The organism is Sulfitobacter sp. TMED3 (assembly GCF_002167505.1).
Lineage (GTDB): Bacteria > Pseudomonadota > Alphaproteobacteria > Rhodobacterales > Rhodobacteraceae > Sulfitobacter > Sulfitobacter pontiacus.
This window is the reverse complement of sequence record NZ_NHBI01000038.1, coordinates 1-18,832: the sequence shown is the minus strand read 5'-3', so window position 1 is coordinate 18,832 and position 18,832 is coordinate 1. Positions and strand designations below refer to the sequence as shown.

Below are 18,832 nucleotides of genomic sequence, written 5' to 3'. Positions count from 1 at the left end.
AGTGTTCCCTTCCCCATAAGCGCCTGTTTGATTGACGACGACGCCTGAAATGCCTAAACGCAAAGTCTGACCCCCAGAAACGGGGATCACACAAGTTAGAACCGTTCTAAACTGCCCTAGCGAATTCGTCAACTATTCCGCTGCACTTAGAACCCCAAGCAGGGACGCTCATGCCCGAGGTTATTTTTCCCGGACCCGAAGGCCGCCTCGAAGGCCGCTACCATCCACAAAAAGAACGCGACGCACCAATCGCCATTCTGCTCCACCCGCATCCACAATTCGGCGGGACGATGAACCATAAGGTCGTGTATAATATGCACTATGCCTTCTACAATATGGGTTTCACCGTTCTGCGCTTCAATTTCCGCGGCGTGGGNCGNAGCCAGGGNGAATACGATCAGGGNGTNGGTGAACTCTCCGATGCGGCCTCGGCGCTGGATTACCTGCAATCGATGAACAACAACTCCAAGCANTGCTGGGTTGCCGGTTTCTCGTTTGGCGCATGGATCGGGATGCAGCTGCTGATGCGCCGCCCCGAGATCACGGGCTTCATCTCTGTCGCACCNCCNGCGAATATGTATGACTTCAGCTTCCTCGCACCCTGCCCGGCCTCCGGTCTGGTGATCAANGGGACCGCTGACCGTGTGGCACCACCCGCAGATACCGTGAACCTCGTGAACAAGTTGCACGAGCAGAAAGGCATCACCATCACCCACCAAGAGATCGAGGGTGCCGGCCACTTCTTTGAAGAGCCGCATATGGAGACGNTGATCACCTCTACCACAGACTACGTGAAGCGCCGCCTGACGGAGACAACCCGCTAATGGCGGATCCGACAGTCGTCGAACTGGCCAANCAAATGGCCGAAGAATGTCTGGCGGTCCAACGCGAAACCGGACAGGAGCGGCTTTTTATGGAAGTCGCTGCTGTTCTGGGCGCGTCGTCGCAGACGATGGAAGAAGCCTTTGTCACGGCGATCCGCACGCGGCTTGCCGCCGCACAGGGGCGTGACTTTATGGCCAAGGCGCTTGCCGCGCACCGTGCAAAGGAAAGCTGACGTATGACCACCAGACTTGAGCAGCAGATCGCCTTTCTGAACGAAGCGGACAAGCTCAAGTCGGTCACACGNGGGACNTTGCTTTGCGATGCGTCGCGGGCCGAAAACTCGGCTGAACATAGCTGGCACCTGACGCTTTATGCGCTGGTGCTGGCGGATCAGGCGGGCCCCGATGTCGACATCACCCGCGTGATCAAGATGCTGATCCTGCATGATNTGGTAGANATTGACGCAGGCGACAACCCGATNTTTGGNAGCTACGACACTGCCGATATGGAAGCGCAGGAACAGCTTGCCGCTGANCGTATTTTTGGCATCCTNCCCAACGACTTGCGCGACGATCTTCGCGCGACGTGGGAAGAGTTTGAAGCCAATGAGACCCCCACAGCCCGCTTTGCGAAATCGCTGGACCGGTTCCAGCCCCCGATGCAGAACCTCGCGGCGGGCGGCGGCAGCTGGGTTGAATACAACGTGACCGAAGCGCAATTCGTGGAAAAAGTGGGCCGCAAAATCCAGACCGGCGCGCCGGGTCTTTGGGAGTTTGCCCGCGCCCGTGTCTCTGCTTGGTTTGCCGCACGGGGCTAACCGCCCGCCCCCTTTACCCATCATCCCCCACCACGCGTGTCACACGCCTGTCGCAGCGCGATGCTATGGGCTAAGCCGCGCAACTCTTTTCAGTATACCATTGCATACCGACTAGGCATTCATGCCTGAATAGGCTATGCGGGTGTCAGTATCATTTCAAAGGACCGCAGATGATGACCAAGATCAAAGTGGAAAACCCGATCGTTGAGCTCGACGGTGATGAGATGACCCGCATCATGTGGGATTTCATTAAGAAAAAGCTGATCCTTCCCTATCTCGATGTGGATCTGAAATATTACGATCTGGGGATGGAGGTCCGCGACGAGACCAACGACCAGATCACCATAGACGCGGCCCATGCGATCAAGGAATACGGCGTGGGCGTCAAATGCGCGACCATCACCCCTGACGAGGCTCGGGTCGAGGAATTCGGCCTGAAAGAGATGTGGCGCTCCCCCAACGGGACGATCCGTAACATTCTGGGCGGCGTGATTTTCCGNCAGCCGATNATCTGCAAGAACGTCCCCCGCCTTGTGCCCGGNTGGACCAAGCCGATTGTCGTGGGCCGTCATGCCTATGGCGACCAGTATAAAGCGACCGATTTCAAATTTCCCGGCAAGGGCAAGCTGACCCTAAAATTCGTCGGCGAAGACGGGACAGAGATTGAACGCGAGCTGTTCGACGCCCCCGATGCCGGTGTCGTGATGGGGATGTACAACCTTGATAAATCCATCATCGACTTCGCCCGCGCCTCGCTGAACTACGGTTTGAACCTNGGCTGGCCNGTNTATCTGAGCACCAAGAACACGATCCTCAANCAGTATGACGGCCGCTTCCTNGAGCTGTTCCAGCACATCTACGAGACCGANTTCGAAGATAAATTCAAAGCGGCGGGCATTACCTATGAACACCGTCTGATCGACGACATGGTCGCCTGCGCGATGAAGTGGAACGGCGGCTATGTCTGGGCCTGCAAGAACTATGACGGCGACGTGCAGTCAGACACCGTCGCGCAGGGGTTCGGCTCGCTCGGGNTGATGACATCCGTGCTGATGACCCCCGATGGCCAGACGGTCGAGGCTGAAGCCGCCCACGGCACGGTCACCCGCCACTATCGTCAACACCAGAAGGGCGAGGAAACCTCGACCAACTCCATCGCGTCGATCTACGCATGGACCGGCGGGCTGAAGCACCGCGGCAAGCTGGATGGCAACGCCGAGCTGACACGCTTTGCAGAGACGCTCGAGAAAACCGTGGTGGATACTGTGGAATCGGGCTTCATGACCAAGGACCTCGCGCTGNTGGTCGGCCCNGACCAAGGCTGGCTGACGACAATGGGCTTCCTTGAAAAGGTGGACGAGAACCTGAACAAGGCGCTTGGCGCGCAGTAAGCCGGATGCTTAAAATAAGGGCCATTCTCACCGGGTGGCCCTTTTTCTGTGCACGNNCCCCNCGCGTGACGTGATGTCATNGNGAAAAATATTATTCTGCACTGCAGCACCCCTAGACAGGTCAACATAGCTGCCCTATCTGNGCGATATGACATATGCTGATCCCCTCCACCATTCTTCGCTAGATGATGTTCAAGGCCTCAGCCTTGGAGTCTTTCTNTGCGGTATCGGAATTTTCGTGCTGACCTCTGCCGGTCTGATCACCGGNCAGACGGCGGGCTTGGCGGTGATCATCGCCTATCTGACNGGCTATTCCTTTGGCACGGTCTTCTTCCTGATCAACCTGCCGTTCTACTTCCTTGCGTATAAACGGCTTGGGGCCGAGTTCACGATCAAGTCGCTGATTTCCGTGACCATGCTGTCGGTCGTGACCGAATTCCTGCCCTATGGTTTCGCGATCCAGTCGCTCAGCCCTGCCCTCGCGGCGGTGATCTTTGGCGCGCTGGTGGGTCTGGGTCTGCTGGCGATGTTCCGCCACAACGGGTCGCTTGGCGGCCTTGGGGTGGTGGCACTGCTGGTGCAGGACACCACGGGGTTCAAAGCCGGATGGGTCCAACTGATTACTGACGCCGTAATCTTTTCGGTCGCATTGTTCCTGTTTCCAGCCTCCGTCGTGGGCTATTCGCTGCTTGGCGCACTGGTGCTGAACCTGATCATCACNTTCAACCACCGCCGCGACCGCTATATCGCGACCTGATCCGCAGGCGTATAGCACCCAGCCCCGCTCTTGACACCGGCCCGTGACCGCCTCAGGACTGGGCCGGAAAGCAGCAACGGGGGCGTCAGGATATGCATTACGTTTGGTTGATGATCGCGATCCTGACCGAGACGTTGGGCACCAGCGCTTTGCAAGCCTCGCAACAGTTTACGCGGCTTTGGCCNTCNGTCGGCGTCGTTGTCTGCTATGCGATTTCTTTCTACCTGATGGGGCTGACGCTCAAGGTGATGCCCGTGGGGATCGTCTATGCGATCTGGTCGGGCCTTGGCATCGTCTGCATCGCGGGTATCGGCTATATCGTGTTCGGACAAAAGCTGGACCTCGCCGCCGTGGTGGGCCTGTCGATGATCATCGGCGGCGTGCTGGTCATCCACCTGTTTTCCNANAGTGCGACCCACTNANGCGCGCTNTCTCGGAACCTGCCGCTGCTTTTAGGCGTTAGCGTGTAACGCAACGACCGAAAGTGCCGCATGTTAGACTCACTAAGCTCCGTTTGGGGCACCCTCCCCGACCCTTTGCGCAATCAGCTAGAAGGCTACGCCATCGGGTTCTGGAGCGTCCTGCCGCAGCTTATCCTGTCGATCGTTTTCCTGTGTTTTCTCTGGGCCATCATCCGCATCGTTCAGGCCGTCGTNCCCGGTGCTCTGCGCCGCGCCCATATGCGGCGGTCGCTTGTCGACGTGATCATGATGCTGATCGTGGTGGGCATGTGGCTCTTCGGGGTGCTGATCGCGGTGACCATCGCCTTTCCCACCATCACCCCCGGCAAGGCACTGACCGCCTTGGGTGTGGGCGGTGTCGCCATCGGTTTCGCCTTCAAGGATGTGTTCGAAAACTTCCTCGCCGGTATCTTGCTCCTGATCCGCGAGCCCTTCGCGGTGGAGGATTACATCGAATGCGAAGGGTTTGAGGGTCAGGTCGAAGAGATCACGATCCGCGATACCCATGTGCGCCAGACCGACGGGCAGCTTGTGGTCGCCCCGAACGCGATGTTCTTCAAGAACCCCGTCACCATCCGTACCGCCCGCGATGTGCGCCGGACCACGGTGATCTGCGGCGTGGCCTACGGCGAGGACGTGGATGCCGCGCGTGAAGTGATCGCCAATGCGGTGCGCGGCGTGGATGCGGTACGCGATGACGTGCGCGACGTCGAGATCTTTGCGCAGGAGTTCGCGGATAGCGCGATCAACTTCGAGGTCACATGGTGGACCGGCTCGCGCCCCATCGACATCCGCAGCAGCCGTGACAAAGTCGTGGCCGCNGTCAAACGCGCGNTGGATGATGCGGGCATCGAGATCCCCTTCCCCTATCGCACGCTGACCTTTAANGAACCGCTGCCCATCCGNGACCANCGCGANAGCACAGAAGACACAGGCACCGGCGGCTAATCGCCTTTAGGGCTAGCTTTCTGATGCCGGGCACGGTAAGCGCTGCGCAAATGCTGCGGTGCGAGAGCGTGCGCGGCCCCCTCCCGTATCAAAGGCATACCCCAATGGACATGCGTAACATCGCAATCATCGCTCACGTTGACCACGGCAAAACGACGCTGGTTGACGAGCTTCTGAAACAATCCGGCACCTACCGCGAAAACCAGGCCACAACCGAACGCGCGATGGACAGCAACGANCTGGAGCGCGAGCGCGGCATCACGATCTTTGCCAAGCCGACCTCNGTCGTCTGGAACAACACACGCATCAACATCGTCGACACGCCCGGCCACGCCGACTTTGGCGGTGAAGTTGAACGCATCCTGTCGATGGTCGACGGTGTTGTCCTNCTGGTCGACGCGGCTGAAGGCCCGATGCCACAGACCAAATTCGTGACNTCCAAGGCGCTGAANCTGGGCCTGCGNCCGATNGTNGTGCTGAACAAGGTCGACAAGNCCGACGCCGAGCCTGACCGCGCACTGGACGAATGNTTCGACCTTTTCGCCAGCCTTGANGCGACCGACGAACAGCTTGAATTCCCGCATATGTACGCCTCTGGCCGCTCCGGCTGGGCCGATGCAGAGCTGGACGGCCCGCGCAAAGACCTTAGCGCGCTGTTCGANCTNNTNCTCNANCANGTNCCNGCGCCNAAGCAGATCGAAAANGCCGACAAGCCCTTCACCATGCTGGCAACCACATTGGGCGGNGACCCCTTCCTGGGCCGTCTGCTGACNGGTCGCGTGGAAACAGGCACGCTGAAAGCCGGCCAAAGCATCAAGGCGATGTCGCGCGACGGCAAACTGATTGAAAACTTCCGCTGCACCAAGATCCTCGCCTTCCGCGGGCTAGAGCAGACAGCCATCGACATGGCCGAAGCAGGTGACATCGTTTCCATCGCCGGTATGTCCAAGGCAACCGTGGCCGACACGCTGGCCGATACATCGGTGAACGAAGCCATCCCTGCCCAGCCGATCGATCCGCCCACCATCACCGTGACTTTCGGCATCAACGACAGCCCGCTGGCCGGTCGTGACGGCAAGAAAGTCCAGTCCCGCGTGATCCGCGAGCGCCTGATGAAGGAAGCCGAATCCAACGTCGCGATCAAAATCTCCGACACCCCCGGCGGCGACGCCTTCGAGGTTGCCGGTCGTGGCGAATTGCAGATGGGCGTTCTGATCGAGAACATGCGCCGCGAAGGGTTCGAGCTTTCGATCTCGCGCCCGCAGGTTCTGTTCCAGGAGATCGACGGTGTGCGTCACGAGCCCATCGAAGAAGCCACCATCGACGTGGATGACGAATACTCCGGCGCGGTCATCGAAAAGATCACAGGCACCCGTAAGGGCGAGTTGGTNGANATGAAACCCGCCGGNGCCGGCAAAACCCGCATCATCGCCCATGTCCCGTCGCGCGGGCTGATCGGATACCACGGTGAATTCCTGACCGATACCCGCGGCACAGGCGTCATTAACCGCGTGTTCCATTCCTGGGCACCGCACAAAGGCACGATTCCCGGCCGTCGCGCNGGCGTCCTGATCTCGATGGAGAACGGCACCTCNGTGGCCTTCGCCCTGTGGAACCTTGAAGAGCGCGGCAAGATGATGATCGGTGCACAGGCTGACGTCTATACCGGCATGATCATCGGCGAACACAGCCGTGAGAACGATCTTGAGGTGAACCCGCTGAAGGGCAAAAAACTGACCAACGTCCGCGCCTCGGGCACCGACGAGGCCGTACGTCTGACCACGCCCATGACCTTGAGCCTGGAAGAAGCCATCGCCTATATCGATGATGACGAACTGGTTGAAGTGACGCCAAACGCAGTCCGTCTGCGCAAGCGCTATCTGGACCCGCACGAGCGGAAACGGATGGCAAAGTCGGCGTAAACAAAGCGACGCTGGACCGGGGCTTTGCCCCGGACCCCAGGATTTTATACCATTTGGAAAGCGGGGCTGGTTTGCCCTGCTTTTTTTTATGTCTGGCGAAGTGTGGGGGGGGAGGTTTGGTGGGGTCAGCGGCCTTGCTTGGCCGCTGACAAGAGCTTGGGTGCGGGCTTGGCCAGCTGGGCTTAGCCGTCGATTTCTACGACCATCAGCTCGCGTTCTGACGCGTCTTTGGCGTGGCTCAGCGCCTCTTGGTAGGCGTCGGAGTTGTAGCAATCGACCGCATCCTCGACAGAGGCGAAACGGGCCACAACATTGCGCGGACGTTCCTTGCCTTCAAGCTGCACGAAGCGGCCACCACGGGCCAGGAAGCTGCCCCCATGCGCCGCGATGGCGGGGCCAGCGAGCTTGGCGTATTTACCGTAGGCGTCCTCGTCAGTAACCGTGACATGTGCAATCCACAAAGCGGGCATCGTTTATCCTTTCAGAATATTTTCGGCTGCGGCAATCGCGGCCTCGGCGTTTGCGACATCTTTGGCACCACCCTGGGCCATTTCAGGACGGCCACCGCCCCCCTTGCCGCCCAGTTCGGCAACGACGGTCTTGACGATATCACCCGCCGAGATCGTGGCAGCCAGATCGGCGGTGACACCCGCCGCGACCGCTGCTTTGCCGTCTGCATCAGCAATCAGCAGCACCGCGCCGGACCCGAGCTTGGCCTTATGTTCGTCGATCAGCGCGGGAAGATCCTTGCCGGTCACACCGTTGACCACCTGCGCGATGAACTTGATCCCGTTCACCTCGCGCGGGGCCACGGCACCGGCATCGCCACCGCCCGACATGGCCAGTTCACGGCGCAGCTGAGCGACTTCGTTAGCCAAGGCGCGGCGTTCGTCCAGCAAGGCACGGACGCGATCGGGCACATCCGCCGTCGAGGTCTTGAGCTCTGCCGCGACGCGGGTCAGCGCGGTTTCTTGCGTGCGCAGCCACTTGAGGGCTTCGGTGCCGGTCAGCGCCTCGATCCGGCGGATGCCCGAGCTGCTGGAGCTGTCGCCCAACAACACAAAGGCCCCGATGTCACCGGTCTGGCGCACGTGGGTACCACCGCAGAGTTCCAGCGAATAGGTCTGCTTGTCCGCGCCCTTGCCCGAACCGGCCTCGCGGCCCATAGAAACAACCCGCACCTCGTCGCCATACTTCTCGCCAAAGAGCGCCTGCGCCCCCATCTCGCGCGCGTCATCCGGGGTCATGATCCGGGTTTCCACGGCGGTGTTCTGGCGGATGTAGCTGTTCACCTCTTCCTCGACCGCGGCCAGTTGGTCGGTCGTCATGGCGTGGTTGTGGCTATAATCAAAACGCAAACGATCCGCCGCATTCAAAGAGCCACGCTGCATCACGTGATCCCCCAAGGTCTTGCGCAGCGCCTCGTTCAGCAGGTGTGTGGCAGAGTGGTTCGCACGGATCGAGGTCCGCCGCGCGTGGTCCACATCCAAGACCGCGGCCTGAGAGGTCTTGACTGTGCCCTCTGTCACCTCGCCGATATGGATGAAAACGCCCGCGGTCTTGCGCGTGTCGGTCACCGTGACCACGCCGCTGTCGGTCTTGATCGTGCCGGTGTCCCCGACCTGACCGCCGCTTTCGGCATAAAACGGTGTCTGGTTCAGCGCGATCTGAACAGCGTCGCCCTGTTTCACCTCGGCAACCTGCGCACCGTCCTGGATCAGCGCAACGATCTGCCCCTCGGCCGTTTCGGTGTCATAGCCCAGAAAATCGGTGGTGCCGGATTTTTCGGCCACATCGAACCAAACCGTCGCATCCGCCGCTTCGCCCGAACCGGACCATGCGGCACGCGCCTTGGCCTTTTGCGCATCCATCGCGGCGTTGAAGCCTTCAAGATCAACCTTGCGGTCCTGTTCGCGCAGGGCATCCTGCGTCAGATCGACCGGGAAGCCGTAGGTGTCATAGAGTTTGAACGCGGCCTCGCCCGGCAGATCGGCACCGGCGGGCAGGCCCTTGAGTTCGTCATCCAGCAGCTTCAGGCCGCGGTCCAACGTTTGTTTGAAGCGCGTTTCTTCCAGCAGCAGTGTCTCTGTAATCAGTGACTGCGCCTGCCCCAGTTCGGGGTAGGCCCCGCCCATCTGACGCACCAGTTCGGGCACAAGGCGGTGCATCAACGGGTCTTTCAGCCCCAGCAAATGCGCGTGACGCATCGCCCGGCGCATGATCCGCCGCAACACATAGCCCCGCCCGTCGTTCGAGGGCATCACCCCATCCGCGATCAGGAAGGAGGTCGACCGCAGGTGGTCGGCGATCACGCGGTGGTGCGTCTTGCCCGGGCCATCCGGATCGGTGCTGGAGGCATGGGCGCTCGCCTCGATCAGGTTGCGCATCAGGTCGGTGGCATAGTTGTCGTTCGTGCCCTGCAGCAGCGCCGCGACCCGCTCGATCCCCATGCCAGTGTCGATCGATTGGTTCGGCAGTGCGGTGCGGCTGCCATCCTCGAACTGTTCATATTGCATGAAAACGAGGTTCCAGATCTCGACAAACCGGTCGCCGTCTTCCTCTGGCGATCCGGGAGGGCCGCCCCAGATGTGATCCCCGTGGTCGTAAAAAATCTCGGAGCATGGGCCGCAAGGGCCGGTCGGCCCCATCATCCAGAAGTTGTCATCTGTCGCGATGCGAATAATCCGGTCGTCCGGCAGCCCGGCGACTTTCTTCCAGATCTCCGCAGCCTCGTCGTCGGTATGGTAAACGGTCACGTAAAGACGGTTGGGATCAATGCCCAGTTCTTTGGTAATCAGCTCCCATGAAAAGGCGATGGCCTCGGCCTTGAAGTAATCGCCAAAGCTGAAATTCCCCAGCATTTCAAAGAAGGTATGGTGGCGCGCTGTATAGCCCACATTGTCAAGGTCATTATGTTTGCCCCCGGCACGCACGCATTTCTGCGCTGTTGTCGCACGCGAATAATCGCGGGTTTCGACGCCGGTAAACAGGTTCTTGAACTGCACCATGCCGGAGTTTGCGAACATCAGCGTGGGGTCGTTTCGCGGCACCAGCGGGCTGGACGGCTGGATCGAGTGACCCTGCTTTTCAAAATAACCAAGGAAGGTTGATCGGATATCGTTGAGCGTCTTCATATGCGGGGCCTTTCGAGGGGCAAAAACAATTACCTTCGAATACCCTCGCGACAGAGCACTGTCCACAGGCAGCCCCCATGAAAAAAGGCGCGCCGTAGGGGGCACGCCTTTTCCAACCATTTGCGGTGCAAGCCTTTACGCTTCGAGGATATCCGCGTCGTCGCTGTCGGAGCCGTCGAAATCCAGCCCGTGGGCCGCGCGGATCTTGTCTTCGATCTCATTTGCCATGGCGGTGTTTTCTTTCAGGAAGGTCTTGGCGTTTTCACGCCCCTGCCCGATCCGTTCATCGCCATAGCTGAACCACGATCCCGATTTATCAACCACGCCAGCCTTGACCCCAAGATCCAGCAGTTCGCCCATCTTGGAGATCCCTTCCCCATACATGATGTCGAATTCGACCTGCTTGAACGGTGCGGCGACCTTGTTCTTGACGATCTTGACCCGTGTGGCGTTGCCGACCACCTCGTCACGATCCTTGAGCGCGCCAATGCGGCGGATGTCCAGACGGACGGAAGAATAGAATTTCAGCGCATTCCCGCCGGTCGTCGTTTCGGGCGACCCGAACATAACGCCGATTTTCATCCGGATCTGGTTGATGAAAATCACCATGCAGTTCGACCGCGAGATCGAGCCTGTCAGCTTACGCATTGCCTGGCTCATCAGACGGGCCTGCACCCCGACAGAGCTGTCGCCCATATCGCCTTCCAGCTCGGACTTTGGCGTCAGCGCCGCGACGGAGTCGACCACCACCATATTCACCGCACCGGAGCGGACCAACGTATCCGTAATTTCAAGCGCTTGTTCGCCGGTGTCAGGCTGGGAAATCAGCAGCTCGTCGATATCAACGCCCAGTTTGCGCGCGTATTGCGGGTCAAGCGCGTGTTCCGCGTCAACAAAGGCACAAACGCCGCCGTTTTTCTGCTGCTCCGCAACACAATGCAGGGTCAATGTGGTCTTACCCGAGGATTCCGGGCCGTAAATCTCGATGATCCGCCCCATGGGCAGACCGCCAATACCAAGCGCGATATCCAGCCCCAACGAACCGGTCGAGCTTGCCTTGATGTCCTGAATGGCGCCTTCGGCCCCCAGCTTCATGATCGACCCTTTACCGAACTGGCGTTCAATCTGTGCCAGCGCGCTGTCCAGGGCCTTTTGCTTTTCAGCTTGTTTCTTGTTGTCCATAGTCAAAAGATCTGCCGTTGCCATGATAGGTTATCCTCTTACTGTCACAGTGGTCTGCAAGCCGCAATCATCATGCCCCGACCATCTTGATGTTCTTTCTATGTTCCATATGAGATCAAAATAAGAACATTACAATGTATTTGTTTGCCCTTTCATCTATTTATTGAACTGATTAACATTCGGTTGATACGCGAAAATTACTATTCGACTGACGAAAGGTTTTCTTTCAAGTGCTTGTTTTCTTTAAGGAACGCCTTGCGTTTTTGTCGGTTCCAAAAACCGGCACCACCGCCTATGAAACCGCTTTGGCCCCCCGCGCGGATATGGTCATTTCCGAACCGCCCATGCTGAAACATGCGCCGGTCTATCGCTACAACCGGTTTATTCGCCCGATGTTTCTGAAAGTCTGTGATACAGAGCTTGAATTGATGGCCGTCATGCGCGAGCCGATCAGTTGGCTGGGCAGTTGGTATCGTTATCGCCAGCGGCCCTTTATGCAGGGCAAGCCCAATGCCACCTTTGATGTGAGTTTTGATGAATTCATTCTTGCCTATATGAAGGGGAAAAAACCGGGATTTGCCGACGTGGGCAGCCAGCTGAACTTTATGGCAGCGCAACCGAACGGAACGGGCATAACCCATTATTTTCGATACGAGAATCAGGATCGGTTAAAAGGTTTTCTTGAACAAAGGCTCGACGTGACGCTTGATCTGAAACAAGAAAACGTGTCCCCCCAAATGGACCTGCATCTTTCCCCGGAGATAGAGCAACGTTTCAAACGCAAATTCGCAGATGAATTCGCGCTTTACGACTCGATCGAGTAGCGGGCAGCCAGCCTATTGGATCTGACTGTTCACAGTATTCGTCAGCTCCGTCAGCGAAAACGGTTTAGGCAGGAAAACAGAATTGGGAATCGTCATCTGGGCATCCCCGAAACTATCCTCGGCATAGCCCGAGACAAAGACCACAGGCACCCCCGGGCGTGCTTTCAGCGCCTCGCGTACCCANGTGGGGCCATCCATCCCCGGCATGATCACNTCGGTCACAAANACATCAATATTAAGCGCTTGGTCCTCAAGGGTTTTTAGTGCCATCTCGGCCGANTCNGCTTCTAGAACGGTATAGCCGCGCATGCGCAGCGCGCGGCTGGCAAATGCACGCACCGGTGCCTCGTCTTCGACCAGCAAAACTGTCCCGTCCTCTCTTTTCGATCCGGTCCGGGAAGCGGTTAGTTTCATCGGTGCTGATGCCTCCGCGCCCTTGCTATGGCACGGGAAATACAGGGTGAAGGTGGTGCCTTCCCCGATCGTGCTATCGACGAAAATATAGCCCCCCGACTGTTTGACAATACCGTAGGCGGTGGANAGCCCCAGCCCCGTCCCCTCGCCGGTCCGNTTGGTGGTGTAGAAGGGTTCAAACACTTTTTGCAANCGNTCCNGCGGNATNCCTTCGCCCTCGTCAGNGACCTGAACAGTTACATATTNCCCNACGGGCACGGTCACCCGATCACGTGTAAGCGGTTCAGCCAGCTGGGTATTTTCTGTCGTGACCTTGATTTCCCCGCCCATGGGCATCGCATCGCGCGCGTTCACGATCAGGTTCATCANCACCTGTTCCAGCTGCCGTTTATCTGCACGGATGGGTTGCAGGATCGGGTCATGGCTGAGCGTCAGNGTCACCGTTTCACCAACCAGACGATTAAGCAAATGGGTCAGGTCGGCAAGCGTGTCGCGCATATTGACCGTCTCGGGGCGGAGCGTCTGCTTGCGTGAAAAGGCAAGCAACTGCCCCACCAAAGCCGCAGCGCGGTTGGCATTCTGGTCGATCTGTACCAGATCGCTGTAATCACGATCGCCCGGGTCATGGCGCAGAAGGAGCAGGTCACAGTGGCCGGAAATAGCGGTGAGCAGATTGTTAAAATCATGGGCAACGCCCCCAGCAAGCTGCCCGATAGCCTGCATTTTTTGACTTTGGGTAAACTGCGCNTCCAACGATTTAAGCTCGGTCGCGTCATGTAGCACGGCGATAAGCGTGGGCGTGCCGCCTTCGGAAATCAGGCTTAACCTTATCTGNACAAACACTTCCCGATCGCTGCGTTTGAGCCTGAGGAACTCGGGCTTTTGCAGCAATCTCCCTTCCAGNGTATCTTGCAACCAGTCCGAGATTGACCGCCCCAGCCCCTCCATCACGTCGGCAAGCGACACGCCTTNCGTCAATTCCGCGCCCACCAACTGCTCTGCCGGNGCGTTGAAGGACAAAACCTCGCCGCTTGGGGCGACTTTGATGAGCGGGATCGGCAGGTTTTGAAGCGCGGACCATCCTGCGTCCTGAAACCGGTCGTTTGCATGGGGCAGAAAATATAGTGCGCGGCGGTTGGCCGAGGCTCCGATCTCGGCGACGGTCATGCATATGGGGCCTTTGGCAGTCTGCACGGTGACCATTTCCCCCGAAGCGATGGGGATATCGCCGATGATCTGGTTCAACGCCGTCACGCGNCTGCCGACNAGGCTNCGGGCCGCGGCGTTCATGAACAAAATGACNTTNGANTTGCTGGCCATGACCATTGGCAACCCGTGGTCGCTCGTGCCAGCGCCGTTTTCCGCCGNGTCCCACAAGGTTTCGAGCCGCCAAAATAGATCTTCCCCCACGCGGTGCGCGGACAGGCGCATGGTGCCGTCGCGGGTGTTGATGTCTTCTTTCGCAGCGCCCCCTTCCGTCGCCTTNGCCGCGAGCCGAGACGACAGCGCCTCTGGGTCCGCGAAAAGCGGCGCGAGCAGGTCGGCGATGGTGGGCTGTGCCGGACGCAGAAAGGTGGTTAACGCGACGTTGTTCTGCGCAACGATATCGCCTTCCTTGGTGGTAAGCACACAGGGGTTCGGATCATCAGCCATCGTGGTTTTTGCCGCCGCACGCCGCGCGCGTTGCACCCGCTGGCGGCGCAGCGCGACCACAAAGTTAACCAAGACAGCAAGGCCGACAGTGGCGCTGGCGGCCTGTAGAACGATGGCCANAGANCGCGCTGGAGCNATTGAACCAAGGATGGCGGCGAAGATAACAAAGGCTGATAGCACCAGCCAACGCTTACCAAAGACGATCTGACGAGCCGCACTTTCTTGAGCCAACACTTTCCCCCTAAATCATGAAACCGAGTTCATTTAGACTTAGAAGGGTTAATGTGCTGTTAATTTCGTCTCAGGTCAAAGGAAATAACATCTTTAAGTTGTTTCAAAAGATCCTTCAACGACGTCTAAAATGTGCCGTAAAAAATCCGTCACCCTGCGCATCTACATGGAAACGCTTGGCAAATACCTGCGTCCAGTCCGGGTTCCGCGNCAGAAACGCCGCNGCCCGATCTTCGTTTTCATATTGCAGAACCGAGCATGTCGCATAGGCCAGCGTCCCGCTTTNGGCGGTTAACGTGGCGGCGTGATCCAGGATTTTATCCTGAATTTGTGTCAATTCTTCCAGACGACCGGCTGTAAACGTCCACTTGCCTTCGGGCGACCGNCGCCACGACCCGCTCCCCGAACAGGGAGCNTCACATAAGACGACGTCAAAGGGGCCGGCCCCGTCCAGTTCATCGGTNGNCACCTGTCTGACGGTTNCACCNGCGCGNTCTGCGCGCGCGGGCAGGTCCACCATNCGGCGCGGATCGATGTCNTGGGCAAAGACCGTCGCATCGCGCCGNGCGGCCATCGCCAGCGCCTTGCCGCCGCCACCTGCGCAATAATCAAGCATCCGCTCAGCTTCGGGAAGCGCCGCCACAACCGCTTGGCTGGCCGCATCCTGCAGCTCAATATCACCGTGTAAGTAACTGTCAGAGTTGCGAAGTTTCCGCCCCCCCTCTGTCACCGTCAGGGCGGTCGCGCAAAGGTCATTCGTCCGTGTTTCGATGCCCGCTTCGGCCAATGCCTCTGCCACATCCGCGACCGTTGCCTGTGCCGTATTCACCCGGATAGAGATCGGTGCCCGCGATTGCAGAGCCTGCGCGACAGCTTCGGCGTCTGCCCCAAGCGACGCCTGAAACAGCGGTATGATCCAGTCCGGCAGGTTCCACAGGGTCGCCATATCACTTGGCGCGTCGGGGGGCGTGGCCTCTGCGTCCGACAACGGCAGTGGCGCGTGACCTTGCCCGTTGAACAGCGGCGCAAGGTCGATGCCCTGCGCCCGCAAGACACCAATCATCAGCGCACGCCCGGTTTCACCCCCCCCAAGGTGCGCGGCCAGTCGCCGCTGCCGCAAGACATCGAACACATGATCGCGCACCGCAGCACGGTCCTTGGACCCTGCATAGCGGCTGCCACGGGCCCAACGGGTCAGGGCTTGCTCCGCCGGGGCACCGTCCGCCATTGTGTTCAAAATCTCGATGGCGGCAGAGATGCGCGCGCCGGGGGTCATGCTTGGGTCACGTAGATTACGCCTTTGATTTAAGGGACTTACCCGATCCGGTAGTTCGGGCTTTCGCGGGTGATCTGCACGTCATGCACGTGGCTTTCAGACAGACCCGCATTGGTGATCTTGACGAAAGTGCAGTTCTTGCGCATCTCTTCGACCGTGGCGCAGCCGGTATAGCCCATGGCCGCACGAAGCCCGCCGACCAATTGGTGCACAACAGCATTGGCAGAGCCTTTATACGGCACCTGCCCTTCGATCCCCTCTGGCACCAGCTTGTCCGATGCGGCGTCTTTTTGGAAATACCGGTCTGCAGAGCCGCGCGCCATGGCGCCAAGGCTGCCCATGCCACGGTAGCTTTTGAAGCTACGGCCCTGGTACAGGATCACCTCGCCGGGCGATTCATCGGTGCCCGCAATCATGCTGCCGACCATCGCGCAGGACGCGCCTGCCGCAATCGCCTTGGCGAAATCGCCCGAGAACTTGATCCCGCCGTCTGCGATGATAGGCACATCGCCCGCAGCTTTGGCGCAATCCATGATCGCCGTCAGCTGCGGCACGCCGACGCCAGCCACCATGCGGGTGGTGCAGATCGACCCGGGACCGATGCCAACCTTAACGGCATCCGCCCCCGCATCGATCAACGCACGGGTCGCGTCCCCTGTCGCGACGTTGCCGGCCACAATCTGCACGTCGCTCGACAATTCACGGGCACGGCGCACCGCCTCTGCCACGCCGGCGGAATGGCCATGCGCAGTATCGATTACGATCATATCAACGCCCGCCTCGACCAATGCTTGCGAGCGTTCATAGCCCGCGTCGCCGACAGTCGTCGCTGCAGCAACCCGCAGCCGACCAAGATCATCCTTGCACGCGGTGGGGTTCAGCACGGCCTGTTCGGTGTCTTTCAACGTCAGCAGGCCAGTCAGCTTGCCCTTGGCGTCGGTGACCAACAGCTTCTCGATCCGGCGCGCCTTCATCAGGCTGATCGCCTCGTCGCGGTCGGCGGGCTCTTGCAGCAGCGCCAGATTGTCGGAGGACATCATCAGGCGCACCGGCGTGGCATCATCAGAGGCAAAGCGCATATCGCGGTTCGTCACAATGCCCACAACGCGGCCTGCTTCATCAACAACGGGGAAGCCCGTGACACGGTAGCGTTCCTGTAGCGCTTTGGCGTCGGCCAGTGTCTGGTCAGGGCGCAGGGTGATCGGGTTGTAGACGATGCCGGATTCAAACCGTTTGACGCGGCGCACTTCCTTGGACTGTTCGTCGATCGTGAGGTTGCGGTGAATGACCCCCATGCCCCCCGCCTGCGCCATGGCAATCGCCATGCGGCTTTCGGTGACCGTATCCATCGCAGAGCTGAGTAGCGGAATGTTCAGCGCGATCGATTTGGTAACGCGGGTCCGCGTGTCAGCCGTAGACGGCAACACGTTGGATGCCGCAGGCACCAGTAGTACATCATCAAAGGTCAGAGCCTCACGAATCTCCATTTTGCACCTCGGCTTGCATGGGTTCATTTGGCGGTTTCATATTTCATGGATGGCCTTGATTGGAAAGACCCATTTGCACGCTAACTGCATTGCTTGACGCGCATACGTGATCCGCGCAGGCGCTGTCATGGGGGTACAGGGGCACAGACAGGCGCAGATGGCAGGAATTATGCCGCATCGCGGCTTTCACCTGCCGCCTGCTACGCTATGGTGCGCCAAAGTGTTGAGGATAAAGATAGATGAGCAACGATCCCCTTGTGGTATTCACGCCTTCGGGCAAACGCGGTCACTTTGCCAAGGGCACGCCGGTGCTCACGGCGGCGCGGCAGTTGGGCGTTGATCTGGATTCCGTCTGCGGCGGGCGTGGCATCTGTTCGAAATGTCAGGTCTCGCCCGGATATGGGCAATTCTCTAAGCACGGGGTCACCGTGGCACCGGATGCGCTGTCCGAATGGAACAGCGTCGAACAACGCTACAAGGACAAGCGCGGGCTGATCGATGGCCGCCGTCTGGGCTGTCAGGCGCAGATCATGGGCGACGTGGTGATCGATGTGCCCGCCGAAAGCCAGGTGCACAAACAGGTGGTCCGCAAACGCGCCGAGGCGCGCGATATCGTGCTCAACCCGTCGACCAAGCTCTTTTACGTCGAGGTGCAGGAACCCGACATGCACGACCCCTCGGGCGATCTGGAGAGGCTCTGCGACGCCCTGCGCGATCAGTGGCAGCTTGAAAATGTCACCGCCGATCTGCAAATCCTGCAAACGCTGCAACCTGCCCTGCGCAAGGGCGCATGGAAAGTCACCGTCGCCGTGCATTTGGGCGATGATGAGAACCCGGCCCGCATCATGCATCTTTGGCCCGGCTTCTACGAAGGGTCGCTTTACGGGCTCGCGGTCGATCTGGGCTCCACCACCATCGCGGCGCATCTGTGCGACCTGCAAACCGGAGAGGTCGTGGCCTCTTCCGGCGTGATGAACCCGCAGATCCGCTTTGGCGAAGACCTGATGAGCCGCGTCAGCTATTCGATGATGAACGAAGGCGGCGCGGCAGAGATGACCCGCGCGGTCCGTGCCGGCATGAACACATTGTTCGATGAAATCAGCACCGAGGGCGGCATCGACAAGGGCATGATCGTGGATGCGGTGTTTGTCTGCAATCCGGTCATGCACCACCTGTTTCTGGGCATCGACCCGTTCGAGCTGGGACAAGCGCCCTTTGCGCTGGCCACGTCAAACGCGCTGCGTCTGCGCGCCATGGACCTGGACCTGAACATCCACCCCTCTGCCCGCGTCTATCTGCTGCCCTGCATTGCGGGCCATGTGGGCGCGGATGCCGCCGCCGTCGCCCTGTCGGAAGCCCCCGATAAATCCGACGATCTGGTGCTGGTTGTCGATGTAGGCACCAACGCCGAAATCCTGCTGGGCAACCGCGATAAAGTGCTCGCCTGTTCGTCCCCCACCGGTCCCGCCTTCGAGGGGGCGCAGATCAGCAGCGGCCAGCGCGCCGCCCC

Annotated in this window: 15 protein-coding genes; 9 read left to right on the top strand and 6 right to left on the bottom strand. The window is 59.5% G+C overall.

Annotation, left to right across the window (positions count from 1 at the left end; all coding sequences use genetic code 11):
- The first annotated feature begins 170 nt into the window (after window positions 1-170).
- The 7 genes from CBB63_RS10120 to typA all read left to right on the top strand — a co-directional run bounded on the left by CBB63_RS10120 (window position 171) and on the right by typA (window position 7,121).
- Window positions 171-824: an alpha/beta hydrolase gene (locus CBB63_RS10120; RefSeq protein ID WP_286699047.1), complete on the top strand. Its 654-nt coding sequence runs from the start codon at window positions 171-173 to the stop codon at window positions 822-824.
- Between the two features lie 236 nt (window positions 825-1,060).
- On the top strand, window positions 1,061-1,642 hold the full coding sequence (locus CBB63_RS10110) for an HD domain-containing protein (RefSeq protein WP_286699045.1): 582 nt from the start codon (window positions 1,061-1,063) through the stop codon (window positions 1,640-1,642).
- Window positions 1,643-1,815: 173 nt separating this feature from the next.
- Window positions 1,816-3,033 (top strand): NADP-dependent isocitrate dehydrogenase, encoded by a 1,218-nt coding sequence (locus CBB63_RS10105; RefSeq protein ID WP_286699044.1) that lies wholly within the window; start codon window positions 1,816-1,818, stop codon window positions 3,031-3,033.
- Between the two features lie 148 nt (window positions 3,034-3,181).
- Window positions 3,182-3,790 carry a YitT family protein gene (locus tag CBB63_RS10100; RefSeq protein ID WP_005853215.1) on the top strand — a complete coding sequence of 203 codons (609 nt, stop codon included), beginning with the start codon at window positions 3,182-3,184 and terminating at the stop codon, window positions 3,788-3,790.
- Window positions 3,791-3,882: 92 nt separating this feature from the next.
- Window positions 3,883-4,260, top strand: coding sequence for a DMT family transporter (locus CBB63_RS10095; RefSeq protein WP_286699043.1), 378 nt, complete (start codon window positions 3,883-3,885; stop codon window positions 4,258-4,260).
- 66 nt (window positions 4,261-4,326) lie between these two features.
- Window positions 4,327-5,199, top strand: coding sequence for a mechanosensitive ion channel family protein (locus CBB63_RS10090; protein WP_286699125.1), 873 nt, complete (start codon window positions 4,327-4,329; stop codon window positions 5,197-5,199).
- Window positions 5,200-5,303: 104 nt separating this feature from the next.
- Entirely contained in the window at window positions 5,304-7,121 is a 1,818-nt protein-coding gene (gene typA / locus CBB63_RS10085) for a translational GTPase TypA (RefSeq protein WP_286699042.1), read from the top strand.
- A gap of 182 nt (window positions 7,122-7,303) precedes the next feature.
- Here typA and CBB63_RS10080 read toward each other — a convergent pair whose 3' ends face one another.
- The 3 genes from CBB63_RS10080 to recA all read right to left on the bottom strand — a co-directional run bounded on the left by CBB63_RS10080 (window position 7,304) and on the right by recA (window position 11,461).
- Window positions 7,304-7,591 (bottom strand): DUF1330 domain-containing protein, encoded by a 288-nt coding sequence (locus CBB63_RS10080; protein WP_009826907.1) that lies wholly within the window; start codon window positions 7,589-7,591, stop codon window positions 7,304-7,306.
- A gap of 3 nt (window positions 7,592-7,594) precedes the next feature.
- Window positions 7,595-10,255 (bottom strand): alanine--tRNA ligase, encoded by a 2,661-nt coding sequence (gene alaS / locus CBB63_RS10075; RefSeq protein WP_286699041.1) that lies wholly within the window; start codon window positions 10,253-10,255, stop codon window positions 7,595-7,597.
- 135 nt (window positions 10,256-10,390) lie between these two features.
- The gene (gene recA / locus CBB63_RS10070) at window positions 10,391-11,461 is read right to left on the bottom strand and encodes a recombinase RecA (RefSeq protein ID WP_005853202.1); all 1,071 of its coding nucleotides are present in this window, start codon (window positions 11,459-11,461) and stop codon (window positions 10,391-10,393) included.
- Between the two features lie 206 nt (window positions 11,462-11,667).
- On the opposite strand from recA, the gene CBB63_RS10065 reads away from it, so the two are divergent.
- Window positions 11,668-12,261 (top strand): hypothetical protein, encoded by a 594-nt coding sequence (locus tag CBB63_RS10065; protein ID WP_009826904.1) that lies wholly within the window; start codon window positions 11,668-11,670, stop codon window positions 12,259-12,261.
- Window positions 12,262-12,273: 12 nt separating this feature from the next.
- On the opposite strand, the gene CBB63_RS10060 is transcribed toward CBB63_RS10065, so the two are convergent.
- From CBB63_RS10060 to guaB, 3 genes are all read right to left on the bottom strand, one after another.
- A complete protein-coding gene (locus tag CBB63_RS10060; RefSeq protein ID WP_286699040.1) occupies window positions 12,274-14,559 on the bottom strand; it encodes an ATP-binding protein in 2,286 nt (761 codons plus the stop codon).
- Between the two features lie 115 nt (window positions 14,560-14,674).
- Window positions 14,675-15,835, bottom strand: coding sequence for an RsmB/NOP family class I SAM-dependent RNA methyltransferase (locus CBB63_RS10055; RefSeq protein ID WP_286699039.1), 1,161 nt, complete (start codon window positions 15,833-15,835; stop codon window positions 14,675-14,677).
- A gap of 38 nt (window positions 15,836-15,873) precedes the next feature.
- Window positions 15,874-17,322 (bottom strand): IMP dehydrogenase, encoded by a 1,449-nt coding sequence (gene guaB, locus CBB63_RS10050; RefSeq protein ID WP_009826901.1) that lies wholly within the window; start codon window positions 17,320-17,322, stop codon window positions 15,874-15,876.
- A 239-nt stretch (window positions 17,323-17,561) separates the two neighbouring features.
- On the opposite strand from guaB, the gene CBB63_RS10045 reads away from it, so the two are divergent.
- Window positions 17,562-18,832, top strand: a 1,271-nt coding sequence (locus CBB63_RS10045; RefSeq protein ID WP_286699038.1) for an ASKHA domain-containing protein, incomplete at its 3' end; no start/stop codon positions are given.

Coding starts and splice junctions, on each gene's coding strand:
- CBB63_RS10080 (WP_009826907.1), bottom strand. CDS start 7,591: ATGCCCGCTTTGTGGATTGCACATGTCACGGTTACTGACGAGGACGCC.
- alaS (WP_286699041.1), bottom strand. CDS start 10,255: ATGAAGACGCTCAACGATATCCGATCAACCTTCCTTGGTTATTTTGAA.
- recA (WP_005853202.1), bottom strand. CDS start 11,461: ATGGCAACGGCAGATCTTTTGACTATGGACAACAAGAAACAAGCTGAA.
- guaB (WP_009826901.1), bottom strand. CDS start 17,322: ATGGAGATTCGTGAGGCTCTGACCTTTGATGATGTACTACTGGTGCCT.